This is a genomic window from Dyella silvae (assembly GCF_026421305.1).
Lineage (GTDB): Bacteria > Pseudomonadota > Gammaproteobacteria > Xanthomonadales > Rhodanobacteraceae > Dyella > Dyella silvae.
Genome location: NZ_JAPJBQ010000001.1, coordinates 502,236 through 517,099 on the forward strand (window position 1 = coordinate 502,236; position 14,864 = coordinate 517,099).

At 60.7% G+C, this 14,864-nt stretch carries 14 protein-coding genes; 6 read left to right on the forward strand and 8 right to left on the reverse strand.

Annotated elements, in window-relative coordinates:
- Positions 1-2 precede the first annotated feature (2 nt).
- From OQE56_RS02345 to hpnI, 4 genes are read right to left on the reverse strand one after another with little or no spacing between them, the layout of a single operon-like run.
- Positions 3-1,037 (reverse strand): lysylphosphatidylglycerol synthase domain-containing protein, encoded by a 1,035-nt coding sequence (locus OQE56_RS02345; RefSeq protein WP_267221144.1) that lies wholly within the window; start codon positions 1,035-1,037, stop codon positions 3-5.
- On the reverse strand, positions 1,034-1,864 hold the full coding sequence (gene hpnK / locus OQE56_RS02350; protein ID WP_267221146.1) for a hopanoid biosynthesis-associated protein HpnK: 831 nt from the start codon (positions 1,862-1,864) through the stop codon (positions 1,034-1,036). Before hpnK ends, OQE56_RS02345 begins: the two co-directional genes overlap by 4 nt.
- Positions 1,865-1,886: 22 nt before the next feature.
- Positions 1,887-3,314 (reverse strand): hopanoid biosynthesis associated radical SAM protein HpnJ, encoded by a 1,428-nt coding sequence (hpnJ, locus tag OQE56_RS02355; protein WP_267221148.1) that lies wholly within the window; start codon positions 3,312-3,314, stop codon positions 1,887-1,889.
- 60 nt (positions 3,315-3,374) lie between these two features.
- Positions 3,375-4,541 carry a bacteriohopanetetrol glucosamine biosynthesis glycosyltransferase HpnI gene (hpnI, locus tag OQE56_RS02360; RefSeq protein WP_267221150.1) on the reverse strand — a complete coding sequence of 389 codons (1,167 nt, stop codon included), beginning with the start codon at positions 4,539-4,541 and terminating at the stop codon, positions 3,375-3,377.
- A gap of 138 nt (positions 4,542-4,679) precedes the next feature.
- Between hpnI and OQE56_RS02365 the strand changes: the two genes are divergently transcribed.
- The 4 genes from OQE56_RS02365 (at position 4,680) to OQE56_RS02380 (ending at position 8,320) form a co-directional block, all read left to right on the forward strand.
- Positions 4,680-5,183 carry a DUF2147 domain-containing protein gene (locus OQE56_RS02365; protein WP_267221152.1) on the forward strand — a complete coding sequence of 168 codons (504 nt, stop codon included), beginning with the start codon at positions 4,680-4,682 and terminating at the stop codon, positions 5,181-5,183.
- Between the two features lie 160 nt (positions 5,184-5,343).
- Positions 5,344-5,952 carry an isopentenyl-diphosphate Delta-isomerase gene (gene idi, locus OQE56_RS02370; RefSeq protein ID WP_267221154.1) on the forward strand — a complete coding sequence of 203 codons (609 nt, stop codon included), beginning with the start codon at positions 5,344-5,346 and terminating at the stop codon, positions 5,950-5,952.
- 114 nt (positions 5,953-6,066) lie between these two features.
- Positions 6,067-7,209 carry an adenosyl-hopene transferase HpnH gene (gene hpnH, locus OQE56_RS02375; RefSeq protein ID WP_267221155.1) on the forward strand — a complete coding sequence of 381 codons (1,143 nt, stop codon included), beginning with the start codon at positions 6,067-6,069 and terminating at the stop codon, positions 7,207-7,209.
- A 4-nt stretch (positions 7,210-7,213) separates the two neighbouring features.
- On the forward strand, positions 7,214-8,320 hold the full coding sequence (locus OQE56_RS02380) for a glycosyltransferase (RefSeq protein ID WP_267221157.1): 1,107 nt from the start codon (positions 7,214-7,216) through the stop codon (positions 8,318-8,320).
- A 367-nt stretch (positions 8,321-8,687) separates the two neighbouring features.
- Here OQE56_RS02380 and OQE56_RS20115 read toward each other — a convergent pair whose 3' ends face one another.
- The 4 genes from OQE56_RS20115 to OQE56_RS02400 all read right to left on the reverse strand — a co-directional run bounded on the left by OQE56_RS20115 (position 8,688) and on the right by OQE56_RS02400 (position 13,242).
- Positions 8,688-8,969, reverse strand: a complete 282-nt coding sequence (locus tag OQE56_RS20115; protein ID WP_425601587.1) for a hypothetical protein — start codon at positions 8,967-8,969, stop codon at positions 8,688-8,690.
- Between the two features lie 69 nt (positions 8,970-9,038).
- Positions 9,039-10,523, reverse strand: coding sequence for a pyruvate formate-lyase-activating protein (pflA, locus tag OQE56_RS20120; RefSeq protein ID WP_425601588.1), 1,485 nt, complete (start codon positions 10,521-10,523; stop codon positions 9,039-9,041).
- A complete protein-coding gene (gene pflB / locus OQE56_RS02395; protein ID WP_323748549.1) occupies positions 10,489-12,744 on the reverse strand; it encodes a formate C-acetyltransferase in 2,256 nt (751 codons plus the stop codon). The genes pflA and pflB overlap by 35 nt, the downstream gene beginning before the upstream one ends.
- A 57-nt stretch (positions 12,745-12,801) precedes the next feature.
- Complete coding sequence (locus OQE56_RS02400; RefSeq protein WP_323748550.1) at positions 12,802-13,242, reverse strand: carbon starvation CstA family protein; 441 nt, start codon at positions 13,240-13,242, stop codon at positions 12,802-12,804.
- Positions 13,243-13,479: 237 nt separating this feature from the next.
- On the opposite strand from OQE56_RS02400, the gene OQE56_RS02405 reads away from it, so the two are divergent.
- Positions 13,480-14,049: a LexA family protein gene (locus OQE56_RS02405; protein ID WP_267221162.1), complete on the forward strand. Its 570-nt coding sequence runs from the start codon at positions 13,480-13,482 to the stop codon at positions 14,047-14,049.
- 13 nt (positions 14,050-14,062) lie between these two features.
- Positions 14,063-14,686 carry a translesion DNA synthesis-associated protein ImuA gene (imuA, locus tag OQE56_RS02410; RefSeq protein WP_267221165.1) on the forward strand — a complete coding sequence of 208 codons (624 nt, stop codon included), beginning with the start codon at positions 14,063-14,065 and terminating at the stop codon, positions 14,684-14,686.
- The last annotated feature ends 178 nt before the right edge of the window (positions 14,687-14,864 follow it).

The following is a 14,864-nucleotide window of genomic DNA, read 5'->3' on the forward strand; positions in this document are numbered from 1 at the left end:
TGTCACGACAGTTTGCTGTTGGTTGGCTCAGACAGCGCGGCTGCCTGCTTCGCCAACCAGCGCCGACGCAGCCGATGCGCTTCAGCCCATTGCCACGAAAGCAGCGCCGGCACGCCAAAACCTACTTCGCGCGCGCGCTTGACCAGTGATAGCGCGATGGCGGCATCCGGTGGAAGCCCGATCATGCCGCCGAACAGCACTAGTCCACCTTCCTGCACGCCGAGTCCGGCGGGAACGAAGAAGATGATGTGACGCACGGCCTGGGTGGCGGCCTCGATGGCAATCGCGTCCCACACCGAAATGGGGTAGCCCAGCAACTGCAGCGCCAGCCAGCTTTCGAAGCTGCCTGCCAGGAAACCGAGGATCTGCCACAGGCACGTCACCGTGAGCCTCAATGGCTGGCTGTAGAGCACGCGAACTTCGTGGTCGAGCCGCGATCCGTCGAGCAGTTCGGTAAGGCGTGACGGGCCGTTGAGCAGCTTTATCGCAAAGGCTTCGAGCCGCGAAAACAGCTGGCCGTGGCGAAGCAGGTAAAGCAGCGCGATCGGCAAGGGCAGGCTGGCCGCGAGCGCGCCCAGCACCGAGTTGAGCGTGCCGATGTGCTGAGACATGCCCACCAGCAGGAGAATGCCCAGCGCGGCGAATACGTACTGGCTGATCAGCGTCAGCAGTACTTCCATCACCACGCTTGCGGCCACCGTGGCGCCATCGAGTCCGCGCCATTTGACCAGCCGGATGCCGACGATCTCACCACCGACGTTTGCAACCGGAAGCAATCGGTTGCAAGCCTCGCGTATGGTGGCCACCCAAAACAGGAAAGGCACGTCGGCGCGTCGTTGTGGGTCGCTCGGCTTGAGGAGGGCGCGCCAGCCCATGACGTCGAGCAGCAGCGGAATGGCATGGAATGGCAGCAGCCACAACAGTGCCCAGCCGGCATGGTCAAACGCGCTGCGGATGGATGTCCAGTCCTGATGCACCACCAGCACGATGGCGACGGCAAGGCCGATCAGACCGGTGAGATAGACCAGGTATTTCATGCGGCTGCCGGATCGCTAAAGCCACGGCAGAGCAGGCAGTGCTCGGCGATGGCCTGATGCACGCGTGGCGACAGCAGTGCTGCCAGTTCATCCGCGTGCCGGTAGTCGGCCATGGCGGGCGTGAGCTCGCCGTGCGTGGCCGGATGAAGGTACAGCTCGCTCAAGCCTTCGGGTAGCTGACGCACGACATCGAGCAGGATGGTTTCGTCCATGCCGCCGGTGTGCCGGATGCCGAACACATGGTCGTTGCAGTGCACGCCTGCACGCCGCAGACGCCATCGCATCAGCGCCAGCCAGGGTTGCAGCCACGGTTCCATGCCGGGTTCGGCAGGAAGCCGTACGGCACGGAGACCGTATTCGCGGCCGATGGACAGCAGCAGCGAGAGCACGGTGGGATGCAAGTGAAAATGCTTGTGTGCGTTCACGTGATCAAGGAGCAGGCCAGTGGCTGCAAAGGCATCGAACTGTGCGCGGATCTCTGCTGCAAGCTGGCGACGGACGTGGGGCAGAAAGAAGAAACGTACGCCGTCGCGCCCCATGTGGCTGCCGAATCGGCCCTGAGCGTCGACAAGGTCCGGAATCTGCGACGGAGGCAGTGCAGCGCTACCGTCCGCGAGCACCAGGTGCAAACCCACCGCCAGTCCGGGCAGGCGCCGCGCCCGTGCGACGGCGTCCTCCACGGCGGGGGCGGTCATCATCAGGCTCGCCGCACGCAGCACGCCGTGACGATAACCGCGTTCGACCGCCTCGTTCACGGCCTCATGCAGACCAAAGTCATCGGCGGTGACGATCAGGCGCGGGCGCGAGGTTGCCAGTGATGCGTTCATAGGCTACGCGCCCGCGGCCCGTTTATGCCTCGTGCGCATGCAGGAAGCGGAAGAACTCCACGCCTTCGCGCAACCGGCGTTTGGTCATTTCCCAGCTACCGAGCATCTCTTTCACAATCTCCCATATCTTGGAGGGCCGGAAATAGAAGCTGCGATAGAACGTTTCCACGCCGTGGAAGATGTCTTCCTTCGACAAATGCGGGTAGCTGATCATCGCCAGTTGCACGCCCTTGTCGTTGACCAGATGAGTTGCTGTATTCGGCTCCAGCCAACCGTTTTCGATAGCTTGTTTGTACAGCGTGGTGCCGGGGTACGGTGCGGCCAGCGACACCTGGATGGTGTGCGGATTGATCTCTTTGGCGTACTGAATGGTGCGCGCAATGGTTTCTTTGGTTTCGCCCGGCAGACCGAGGATGAATGTGCCGTGCACGGTGATGCCCAACTTGCGGCAGTTCTCGGTGAAAGTACGCGCAATATCCGTGCGCAGGCCCTTTTTTATGTTGTGCAGAATCTGGTCGTCACCCGACTCATAACCCACCAGCAGCAGGCGCAGGCCGTTTTCCTTCATGATCTTCAGCGACGCGTAAGGCACGTTGGCCTTGGCATTGCAGCTCCAGGTCCAGCCCATGGCATGCAGGCCGCGGGCGATCTCGTGCACGCGCTCCATGTTTGAGCTGTCGGTGAAGGTGTCGTCGTCGAACATCAGCTCGCGGACTTCGGGCATGTTCTCCTTGATCCATTTCGCCTCGGCCAGCACATTGGCTGCCGAGCGAACGCGATAGCGATGGCCACCCACGGTTTGCGGCCACAGGCAAAACGTGCACTTTGAGCGGCAGCCGCGGCCGGTATAGATCGACACGTAAGGGTGCTTGAGGTAGCCGATGAAATAGCGGTCGATCTTCAGGTCGCGCTTGTAGATGGGGGCGACAAAGGGCAGGTCGTCCATGTTCTCAATGGTGGCGCGTGGCGGATTGTGCTGCACGCTGCCGTCGGCAAGCTTGTAGCTGAGGCCGGCGATATCGAGAATCGGGCGGCCCTCGGCTACTTCCTTGCAGGTGTAGTCGAACTCTTCGCGGCAGATGAAATCGATGGCGGGCGATGCCTGCAGCGATTCCGTGGGCTCGACGGCCACCTTGGCACCGACCATGCCGACAAGGATCTCGGGCCGGCGTGCCTTGAGCAGTTCGGCGAATTTCGCATCGGTGGGGAACGACGGCGTGCTGGTGTGAATGATCACCAGATCGTAAACGCTGGCGAGATTCAGAGTGTCTTCGACCGAAAGCTCTTCCACCGGTGCATCCAGCACGCGGGAGCCCGGTATCAGCGCCGCCGGCTGCGCCAGCCACGTGGGATACCAGAAGCTTTTGATCTCGCGCTTCGCCTGATAACGCGAGCCCGCGCCACCATCAAAACCGTCGAACGACGGCGCCTGCAGAAAAAGCGTCTTCATGGGATTGCCAGGCTCCTGCGTACACGCAACGAGTGGTTCATCACATTTGCAACGTTGTTCTCAAGGATAACGCGATGGCGCATGGTCGCGCGCATGAAGCACCTGACCCCGCCACTCGACCCGCCAGCGGATCAGTGCGCCCGCCCATTCCACCAGCAACAGCGCGTCGCGGAAAGGGGTCAGCCAAATGTCGAGCCAAGGTGAAGACCTCGCGGTGCTTCGCCATGGCGCTCGGTAGCGCAGGATGCGGGCCGCGCCACCAAGCAGTGCAACGCAGAGGGTGGGCAGCGTAGGCGACAGGCATAGCGCCAGAAGCAGCATCGGCCAGGTGAAGCAGATGAAGCTCATGGCGAACCCGGCAGGCGAGATGGCGCGAATGGTGCGCAGCCAGCGTAGTTCGTGAATCCACAAGCTGCGCAAGTTGGCTTCGCTGACCTCCGTGCCTACCACCAGCGTCGACAACTCCGTGCGCAGCCCTAACTGGCGGCTGAATTCACCGAGCCAGAAATCATCGGCAAGCGTATTGCGCAGGGCGTCAAAGCCGCCAATGGCCTGGAGTGTGTCGCGGCGCAAGGCGATGGTCGAGCCGAACGCGAAACGGGTGGAGCCGAACGCATGCGCCAACCTGACGGAGGGGGCAAACCAGTCATCGATGAATAGCCGTCCCAGGCGCGAGCTAAAGGAGTTATGGGTCAGGCCGTGATAGAGGCAGGTGACAATACCCACATCGGCCGAGGCCAATGGCGCCGTAACGCGCATCAGGTAGTCGGTGGGCACATGGATGTCACTGTCGGCCAGTACCAACCAGTCATAACGAGCATGCTCGAGCAGGTTGATCAGGTTGCTGACCTTGAGGTTGTCGCCGTGAACGCGTTGATCGATCACCAGGGTGATGGGCAGCTTCGGGAACTCCCGTTGCAGTCGCTGCACCACGGCAATGGCAGGGTCGTCCCGATCGCGCACGCCAAACAGCAATTCATGGCAGGCGTGTTGTTGCAGACAGAAGCTGCGAAGATTCTCGTAGAGGCGCGGTTCGGCACCATGGAGCGGCTTGAGTACGCTTACGGGCTGGTTTGCCGGGTCGTTCACATCGGGATCGGGATCCTTGCCGGAACGATCGCACCGAAACCACGCCCACAGGCTGAGGCAAGCGTACGCGGCGGCGGCAGAGCCGAGCGCAATGCCCAGCCATGACAGCAGCGTCGCGATGTCAGGATAAGTCGGCATGAACGGGGTTCGGTCGCATCCTTGTGACGACATTAACGCCAATTCACGTGCCGGGTGAATGCCCTGATGGAAGCCAATGACGTTTGCGCCCATCGGCTGTTGCGACAATGCCGAAGCTTACGCACGTTTTTCGCAAGCGTGTTCCTTCTGGGGCTGGCCTGCTGCGCGGCGGCGGTGCAGGCAGAAGGCCAGGATATGCCGGAGGCCGCGGCTATCGAGGGCGACTGGCTGGTGCAGAGTCGTGACGCCATCATCCGTATTGAACGTCAGGGCGATCAGTACCAGGGGAGTATCGTCTGGCAATTGCACGATACCTATGGGCCCGAAGACGGGCCGGCGCTCAACGGCAAGATCGTGACCGATCGCAACAACCCCGATCCGGCGCTGCGCGCGCGGCATCTCACAGGTCTGCAATTGTTATGGGGTCTGCACTACGACCCCGATCGTCACATGTGGGTGGATGGCCAGGTCTACGATTCGGACAATGGCAAAACCTATCACTGTCAGATTCACCTTCAGGACAACGATCACCTGATCCTTCGCGGCTTTATCGGCATCAGCCTGCTGGGTGGCAGCACCACGTGGACGCGCGCGAAGGTATCCGACTATACGTCTGGCAGTTCCACAGGGGGCGCTCACTAAGCAGGTGGGAGCGCCATCGCAGACTGGGGGGTACACCGTCGCAACCATCCTTGCTAGGCTGGCAACGCTTACCTGTCATAGCTTGGCGTCTTCATCGCAAATGTGATGATGACGTGATGATGAGTCTTCATGTGCCGTCCGCCGGAAGAGAGGTTGAACCTTGGCTAGCCGCGAACTGGACTACTACGAGGGTGCCTGGTCGAGGAGCGACGTCTCCTTTCAGGACGAACCCCTGGTGTTGGTGGACGAGCACGACCAGGAAACCGGTTTTCTCGATAAAGCCTCCGCGCATAGTGGGCACGGGATTTTGCACCGCGCTTTTTCATTGTTTGTCTTCAATGCGGCGGGTGAGTTGCTGTTGCAGCAGCGTGCCGGTGGCAAGCGTTTGTGGCCCGGGTACTGGTCCAACACCTGTTGCAGTCATCCGCGGCGCGGCGAATCCATGGAGAAGGCCATTCATCGCCGGCTCGGCGAAGAGCTGGGCATGCAATGCCAGTTCCAGTTCCGGTTCAAATTTCAGTATCAGGCGCAGTTCGATGCCGAAGGCGCCGAGAACGAACTTTGTTGGGTCTATACCGGCCGTAGCGATGCGGCGCCTGTCGCCAACAGGAATGAGATTGCCGCACTGCGTTACATCTCGCCTGATGGGCTCGATCACGAGATTGCGGCACATCCGGAGCAGTTCACGCCCTGGTTCAAGATCGAGTGGGACAGTCTTCGCAGGGAACACGCACACCTATTCCAGTCGTCTGCCGCGCTGCCGTCCTGAACACGATGGCGAGCTGCAGGTGGCTATACTCCGATCCACACCTTAGTCATGCGTCACCCTGAAGCCTGCACGGACCGGATCTGAACCATCGGTTGCGCCGGCGAGGAGAATCCTTTGGGCATTCCTCTTATTCAGCAGGTCAAGATCGCGCGCTACATCATCGGCAAAAAGATGATCGGCCAGACGCGTTATCCGCTGGCGATGATGTTGGAGCCGTTATTCCAGTGCAATCTGGCCTGTGCGGGTTGCGGCAAGATCGACCACCCGAAGGAAATTCTGCAGAAGCGCATGAGCGTGGAGGATGCGCTGCGCGCCGTGGACGAATGTGGCGCGCCGGTAGTGTCCATTCCTGGTGGTGAGCCGCTGATCCACAAGGATATGCCGCAGATCGTGCAGGGCCTCATCACCCGTGAAAAGTTCATCTATCTCTGCACCAATGCGATCCTGCTGACCAAGCATATCGATGAGTACACGCCGTCGCCGTATTTCACCTGGTCGGTGCATCTGGACGGTCTGCAAGAGCGGCATGACGCGTCAGTCTGCATGGAGGGTGTGTTCGATAAGGCCGTGGCTGCGATCACGTTGGCGCTGTCGCGGGGTTTTCGCGTCACCATCAACTGCACGCTGTTCAACAACGAGGAGCCGGAGGAGATCGCCAGATTCTTCGACTTTGCCATGTCGCTGGGCATCGAGGGCATCACGGTATCGCCTGGCTACAGTTACCAGCATGCGCCGCGACAGGATGTTTTTCTGGGTCGCACGGAAAGCAAGCAATTGTTCCGCGATGTGTTCCGCATCGGCAAAGAGCGCAAGAGCAAGTGGGTGTTCAACCAGTCGTCGATGTTTCTCGACTTCATTGCGGGTAATCAGAGTTATCAGTGCACACCGTGGTCCAATCCCACGTACAACATCTTTGGTTGGCAGAAGCCGTGCTACTTGTTGGTCGATGAAGGCTACGCCAGTTCGTACAAGGAGCTGATGGAGGACACTGCCTGGGATAAGTACGGTGTCGGCATCAACCCGAAGTGCGATAACTGTATGGCGCATTGCGGCTTCGAAGGTACGGCGGTGGATGACACGTTTGCGCATCCGCTGCGGGCGGCTCGCATCGCAACGTTCGGTCCGCGCACCGAAGGTGACATGGCGCCGGATTTGCCGGTGCTCTACGGCAATCGCGTTGACGCCACGGCCATCCATATCCCGGTCAGTGCCATTCAGCGCCGTCAAGCGCCGACCGAGGTCGACGCGGGCCGCTGACCCGATGCTCACGCTGGTGTTTGCGCTGGTGCCGGTCGTGATGTGGCTGGGCCTGTTGCTCGTGCCCTGGCGCCCGTGGAGCGTGCGCGAGCATCTAGAGGCTGATGTGTCATCGAGCGTGCGTCTCGACGAGATCACCGTGTTGATACCTGCACGCAACGAAGCCGAGATGATCCGTGCGACGCTGCGCGGCTTGCGCGCGCAAGGTGAGGACTTGCAGGTCATCGTGATCGATGATCAGTCGAGCGATGACACGGCCGCTATCGCGAGCGCCTTTCCGGGTGTTCGCGTGATCTCCGGTGCGCCATTGCCCGAAGGCTGGGCGGGGAAGCTGTGGGCGTTGGAGCAGGGCCGTCAGTACGTGAGTACACCGCTGACACTGCTGCTGGATGCGGATATCGAATTGCGCCCGGGCATGCTGGCGACCTTGCTGTTGCACAAGCGGCGCGAGCAGCGGCAGTTCGTGTCGATCATGGCGGATCTGCGTCGCACCAGTTTCTGGGATCGCCTGCTGCTGCCGGCCTTCGTCTACTACTTCAAGCTGCTCTATCCGTTTGCCATTTCCAATTCGCGCTCCACGTTGGTAGCGGCGGGTGCGGGTGGCTGCATTCTGGTAGACACAAACATGCTGGAACGCATCGGTGCATTCGCCAGCTTGCGCGATGCGTTGATCGACGATTGCACGCTCGCTCGCCAGGTGAAACGGGCCGGTGGCCGCACATGGATCGGGCTGAGCCGGGATGTGGTGAGCCTGCGCCCCTACGGAAGTTTCGATTCGATCCACCGCATGGTGGCGCGTTCGGCGTTCACCCAGCTTGGTTACTCGACTGCACTGTTGTTGGTGGTGACAGCGCTGTTCCTGCTGGCCTACGGGGCGCCGCTGGTGTTGCTGGGCGCACCTCATGTCTGGCCGTGGGCCTGGCTTGCGTTGGCCGCCATGATGCTGGGTTACCTGCCCATGCTCAGGTATTACCGGATGCCCTGGTGGTGGGCCTTGCTGCTGCCACTGAGTGCGGGCCTGTATCTCGGCATGACCTGGAGCTCGGCGATTCGGTACTGGCGTGGCGTGCGTTCCCAGTGGAAGGGGCGTGTGTATGGAACGGGTGCTTGATTCGCTTGATCAAGCAGTCATCCGAACGAAAAGAGTCGGACGGTAACGCGCTCTGCGACCCATCCGCGTGTTTTGGCCAAGGCGTCTTCACCCATTGGCTTCTCGGCCTGCGGTCTGGCCGTGAGGGTATGTACTCGCCTCGCTGCTCGAGGATATGACCCATAGACACCTGCTCCTGAAGGGTGCCGGAGCTTCAAATTTTTAGAATCCATCGCGTTGTCAGATCAACGCTGTGGTGATGCGGTTTTTCTAGCCTGCTCCGAGTTTGATTGACGACACGCTTGGAGAGCGGGCTATGACCAAAGCAAGCAAGGCAATGCGGAACTCTCTGTTGGCGCTGTGTATAGCCTGCGCGCTGTATCCGCCATCACCAGCAAGTGCACAAGGCGTACCTGCCGATAACCATGGAAGTACTCCGCGGGAACGACAGCTCAACGATAGAGTCACCCACCTGGAGCAGGAGCTGGCTGAGCTGAAGGCCATGCTCCAGGATCAGAAGGCTGCGACTACGCAGGCCACCCAGGCTGCTCAACAGGCGCAGGCAACCGCTGCGCAGGCGCAATCCACCGCGCAGGCGACGTCCACCAAAGTGGAGGCGGCGCCCAAGCCGCAGTTCACCACCGCGCCCGGCCTCAGTGTGGCGTTGCATGGCTTCATCAGTGCCTCCGGTTTCGCTCAAGACAAGACCTTCATCAATTATGGCAACGGCCAGAGCGCGTTAATTCCCGCGCCGCCCACTGTTTCCAATAAGGCCAATGGTTACGATGGCTCGCTCAGTGGCTTTGACGTTCGGAATACGCGCTTCTGGCTTGATGTCACCGGCGCCAGGCTGAACGACAACTGGGGTGGTGGCGGCCGCATCGAGATGGACTTCTTTGGCGGCAACAATGGCACTGGCGCCTTTGCGCAGCAGCAACCCGTTCCGCGCCTGCGCCAGGCTTACATGGATATCACCAATCCCAATATCGGTAGCACGATTCGCATCGGTCAGCAGTGGGACCTGATGTTCCCATTGGACAACGTTCCTACGTCGTTGACCCACATCGGCTTTCCGTTGGGCTACGGCACCGGCATCGTGGGCTGGCGTTATCCGGGCGTGGTGTGGATGCAGGATCTGAATCACGGTTCGGACGGTATCAAGTGGCGACTGGACATGGGTGTTTTCGAGGGCAACTGGAATGGCCCGCAGAATTCGGCCGGCACATCGAACGTCAATTACCTCAATGCGGGCTCCGCCAATTTCCGGCCACAGGTTGAAGCGCGCCTGCGCGCCCAGGGTGGCAACTGGCTGGCTTACTTTGCCGCTCACTACTCGCAGGTTAAGCTCAGCGGAGTAGGTGATATCAACCCGAAGCTGTGCAGGCGTGGGCGTTGGGCAGTTGACAAGGGAGTACGGCCGACCGAGCTCGGCCCACTTGTGCATGCCAAGCTGATGGAAGGGCAGCAACTCGACTCGCTCGACCAAAGGGCCCAGGCCGGCGATCAGGTCGCCTAGGCGGGCTACGTCGCCCGGGTCGTCTGTCAACCCGGGAACAAGCACGTAACGGATCCACAGGGGTTTGCCCAGGCGCACCATGCGCTTGGCAAATTCGAGTGTGGGCGCCAGTGGTCGGCGGGTAATGGCGTGATGCTTGGCTGCATCGGCATGCTTGATGTCCAACAGCACCAGGTCAACCGCGTCGAACCAGGAGTCGCTGACCTTTCGACCAAGCGAACCTTGCGTATCGAGCGCCGTGTGCAAATTGAACTCGCCATGCAGCCGGTGTAGCAGGGCGCCAACAAATGCTGCTTGCAGCAAGGGCTCTCCGCCCGACACGGTGACGCCGCCGGCAACCCTGAGAAACGGGACATATGGCCGGACTTCGTCTACAGCCTGCTCAAGCGTCACCTGTTGCCCCGAGGAGAGCCTCCACGTATCGGGGTTGTGGCAATAGAGGCACCTGAATTGGCACCCTGACATGAAATAGACGAAGCGGACACCGGGGCCATCGGCAGCGGCGCCACTTTCCACAGAATGCAGTCGACCCCACAGCAGAGGAGGTGGCGTTACACCTCCTCCGTGCGAGAGCTGAGCAGGGTAGGCTGGAGTCGATCTTCCTTGATGGGTCATGGCGAAGGGGCAAGTCGCACCTCGACGGCCCTCATGGCCGGCGAGGTGCGAAAGCGCGTCAGATGCAGGAGTGGAAGGTGCGTGAAATGACATCCAGCTGCTGTTCGCGCGTCAACTTGATGAAGTTGACGGCATAGCCGGAGACGCGAACAGTGAGCTGCGGGTACTGCTCAGGGTGGTTCATCGCATCCAGAAGTGTGTCGCGGTTGAAGACGTTGACATTGACGTGATGACCTGTGGCAATGGCGTACCCATCCAGGCAATTGGCCAGATTGCGCCTGCGCTCGGTGGCGGTGCGACCCAATGCGTCCGGCGTGACCGATGCCGTCCAGGAAATACCATCTAAAGCGCAGTCGTACGGTAATTTGGCGACTGATGCACCCGCGGCAACAAAACCCTTCTTGTCGCGGCCATTCATCGGATTGGCGCCCGGCGCGAAGGGTTCGCCCGCACGGCGGCCATCCGGCGTGTTGCCTGTCTTTTTTCCATACACCACGTTGGACGTGATGGTCAGCACGGATTGCGTAGGTTTGGCGTCGCGATAGAAATGTGGCTGTGCGGCCACCTTCTTCATGAACGTGTCGGTGAGCCACACGGCGATATCGTCTGCCCGTTGATCGTTGTTGCCATAGGCTGGGTATTCGCCTTCGATCTGGTAGTCGATGGCAAGGCCAACTTCGTTGCGAACCACGCGTACCTTGGCATGGCGGATCGCCGACAGGCTGTCGGTCACCACCGAGAGACCAGCAATGCCGCAAGCCATGGTGCGAAGGATGTCGCGATCGTGCAGTGCCATCTCGATCCGCTCATAGGCGTACTTGTCATGCATGTAGTGAATGGCGTTGAGCGCATTCACATAGGTCGTGGCCAACCAATCCATCATTTTGTCGAGCCGGATCATGACTTCGTCGTAATCAAGCACGTCGCTGGTGATCGGCGCAAAACCCTTGGCCACCACTTCGCCGGTCTTTTCGTCGGCGCCGCCGTTGATCGCGTAAAGCAGGGCTTTCGCAAGGTTGGCGCGGGCCCCAAAAAACTGCATCTGCTTACCGATGCGCATGGCGGAAACGCAGCAGGCGATGCCGTAATCGTCCCCCCAGTGTGAGCGCATGATGTCGTCATTCTCGTACTGGATCGCCGATGTCTGGATGGACACTTCAGCGCAGTAGTCCTTGAAACCTTGCGGCAGGTCTTTAGACCACAGCACGGTCAAATTGGGCTCGGGGGCAGGGCCCAGATTGAACAGGGTTTGCAGGATGCGGAAGCTGGAGCGGGTAACCAGGGTCCTCCCATCTTCCCCCATGCCGCCAATGGTCTCGGTCACCCAGGTGGGGTCCCCCGAGAACAACTGGTCATACTCCGGGGTGCGGAGAAAGCGCACGATGCGGAGCTTGATGACGAGATCATCGAACAGTTCCTGTGCATCCATCTCGGTCATCAGGCCGCGCTCGATGTCACGCTGCATGTAGATGTCGAGGAAAGTCGAAATACGGCCGATGGACATGGCGGCCCCATTCTGTTCCTTGACGGCAGCAAGATAAGCGAAGTAGGTCCATTGCACTGCTTCGCGAGCGGTGCTGGCCGGCCTGGAAATATCGAAGCCGTAACAGGCGGCCATGTCCTTGAGTTCGCCGAGGGCTCGGTGCTGCTCCGATAGCTCCTCGCGCAGACGCAGCACATTGTCATCAAATATGCTGTCGTCCAGCTCGTGGAATGCCTGTTCGCGTTCTCGCTTCAGGTGATCGATGCCATACAGGGCAACGCGACGATAGTCGCCGATGATACGTCCGCGGCCATAGGCGTCGGGAAGGCCGGTGACAATGCCGGACTTTCGGGCCGCAAGGACGTCGGGCGGATAAACGTCAAATATGCCTTGATTGTGGCTCTTGCGATATTTGCTCCAGATTTCCTTCACGAGCGGATCAAGCTGAAAGCCATAGGCCGCCAGCCCGGCTTCCACCATGCGAAGTCCACCATTGGGCATGATGGCGCGCTTGAGTGGCGCGTCGGTTTGCAAGCCGACGATCAGCTCTGCGTGCTTGTCTATATAGCCAGGCTCGTGCGCAAGAATGCTTGACGCGCGGTCGGCCGATACATCGAGGACGCCCCTGGCACGTTCGGCCTTGAGCAGTTCGGCAAGCTTTTTCCATAGTTCCGAAGTACGAGGCGTCGCTTCCGATAGAAAGGTGGCGTCACCGGCGTAAGGTGTGTAGTTGGTCTGAATGAAGTTGCGAACATCAATGGCATCCTGCCAGGGGCCTGCAACGAATCCTGTCCAGGGTCCTTCGGTATGGGGGCGAAGCATTGCGCTCATGTCTGAAACTCCACAAATGGGTAGTGAAATTGATTTCGAAATAGGTGTGCTTTTCGCTCAGTGCGAACTCAGCGGCTGATGGGCGGGTATCGCCAGGGAAAGGGGGCGTTGCATAAGCACCTTCCAACGCATGATGGCAGTGACCATGATCACGACGCTTAGCACCAGCATCACGATGGAGAGCACGCCATTGAATGGGTTGTAGCCCTTGGCGGCGCTGTTGAAATACACGCGAGTGATCATCCAGTAACCCGCATAGTTGACGGTTACGTAGAGATAGAGCAGTGGAATGAGGCAGGTGAGTGCGTAAATGCGCTTGGCTGACAGTCGCAAAATGATGGTGGCGCCGATAGCCAGGCCGATGGATGCCATCATCTGGTTTGATACGCCGAAGAGCGCCCAAACCGAGTTGATGTCACCGGACATCAGCAGATATCCCCATGCCACACAGGCAACCAGGCTTGCAGCTATGGAGGCGCCACACCCACTGGCGGCCAAGGCGCAGCATCAACGGTCATGGACAGCCGAGGTGCCCCTGTTGCCGCGGCCGCGCCCAAGGGCGCTCCTACAGGAAGCGGCGAAGTAGGTGGCTGCAAGAGCGACGAGCACCTGGCCTCGCCCTATGATTATCTTTTTAATCATTAACTTACGCTAATTGCCGAAAGGCGCTGAATCTCGATCCGTGAGAATGCAATCGTGCTATCTTGATTGTCGTCCCGCCAATCAAGATGACCCATGCCTCCTTCAGATCACGGTGGACGTCGCCCGGGTGCCGGCCGGCCAGCTGGTGAGCCCAGTCAGCGCCTCCGTGTGCCCGAAAGCCAGGTGCCGACCGTGCTGGCCTACCTGGAGGCGTACCGCAGCAATACCACACTGGAAGCGCCACGCCCCATGTCGCTGACGCCCTCGACAGTGGCGCTTACTGCGTTTCTCAGTCGCGTGCCCGCCGGCGTGCCTTCGATGGCGGAAGATGACGTCGACGAGGTGGTCGACCTCAACGAACACCTGGTGTTGCCCGGGCACGAGCCGAGCACCTTCATCATTCGCGTGTCGGGCTGGTCGATGATCGGTGCCGGCATCTTCGATGGCGATGAGGTGCTGGTGGATCGCGCGTTGGCGCCGCGGCAGGGCGACATTGTGGTGGCTGTGGTCAACAACGAGCTGACCATCAAGCGCCTGGGCAAGGTGGATGGTCACATCGCGCTGTTGCCGGAAAATGCGCACTTCAAGCCCATCGTGTTCCGCGAAGGCGAGACGCTCAGTGTCTGGGGCGTCGTTACGCGTTGCCTGCGCACCTTGCGCTGACGGGGCATGCGTCATGGGCCAGGTCGTCGCGCTCGATTCACTCTTTCACAGCCGCCAGGTCTGGCAAGGGCGTGCTGCTCCACAGCCGCCGAGCAGTCAGCCTACGGGCTGGCCAACGCTGGACGCGGTTCTGCCAACCGGCGGTTGGCCCGAGCATGCGATGACTGAAATTCTGCTACCCGCCGATGGCGTTGGCGAGCTGCAACTGGTGCTGCCTACATTGGCACGACTGACGCGCGAGGCGCGTACGGTGATGGTCATCGCGCCGCCGTACGTGCCTTATGTGGCGGGTTGGGAAGCGCGTGGCGTAGTGATGTCGTGCGTAGATATCGTGCATGCAGACGAACGCGACGTGCTGTGGGCCGCCGAGCAGTGCCTGCGCTCGGCCAGCTGCGCTGCAGTGTTGGCGTGGCCTGTGAAGGCGGACGACCGCTCCCTGCGCCGCCTGCAGGTGGCGGCCGATACCGGCAAGGCGCTGGCTTTCGTATTTCGTGATCGGCGCCATGCCGTGCAGGCTTCGCCGGCCGCCTTGCGGCTGGAGTTGGAAGGCACGCCTGCATGGCAGGTGCGCGTGCGCAAATGCCGTGGTGGCAACCCGCCGGTAAGCGCGGTGCCACTCGCCTCCGGCTGGTCGTGACGAGAGAGCCTGTTCCATGTCTCCACGTAGCCCGCGTTGCCCGCTTGCGCCCGCCAGAGTGTGGGGCGTGGCGCAGTGCCTGACTGGCCGTCAGGTCAAGCCGCGGACCGCGCTCTGGTGGGCGCAAGCGGGCAACCCTTCGGGCCGGGTCTGTTTGCCCGCAGCCCTGCGTCATCAC

Bases quoted from the DNA above. Each gene is read 5' to 3' on its own strand.
- OQE56_RS02380 (WP_267221157.1), top strand. From the start codon at position 7,214: ATGCTCACGCTGGTGTTTGCGCTGGTGCCGGTCGTGATGTGGCTGGGC.
- OQE56_RS20115 (WP_425601587.1), bottom strand. From the start codon at position 8,969: ATGCAACGCCACACTGAGGCCGGGCGCGGTGGTGAACTGCGGCTTGGG.
- hpnK (WP_267221146.1), bottom strand. From the start codon at position 1,864: ATGAACGCATCACTGGCAACCTCGCGCCCGCGCCTGATCGTCACCGCC.
- hpnI (WP_267221150.1), bottom strand. From the start codon at position 4,541: ATGCCGACTTATCCTGACATCGCGACGCTGCTGTCATGGCTGGGCATT.
- hpnJ (WP_267221148.1), bottom strand. From the start codon at position 3,314: ATGAAGACGCTTTTTCTGCAGGCGCCGTCGTTCGACGGTTTTGATGGT.
- OQE56_RS02345 (WP_267221144.1), bottom strand. From the start codon at position 1,037: ATGAAATACCTGGTCTATCTCACCGGTCTGATCGGCCTTGCCGTCGCC.
- OQE56_RS02405 (WP_267221162.1), top strand. From the start codon at position 13,480: ATGCCTCCTTCAGATCACGGTGGACGTCGCCCGGGTGCCGGCCGGCCA.
- imuA (WP_267221165.1), top strand. From the start codon at position 14,063: ATGGGCCAGGTCGTCGCGCTCGATTCACTCTTTCACAGCCGCCAGGTC.
- pflA (WP_425601588.1), bottom strand. From the start codon at position 10,523: ATGTCATTTCACGCACCTTCCACTCCTGCATCTGACGCGCTTTCGCAC.
- pflB (WP_323748549.1), bottom strand. From the start codon at position 12,744: ATGAGCGCAATGCTTCGCCCCCATACCGAAGGACCCTGGACAGGATTC.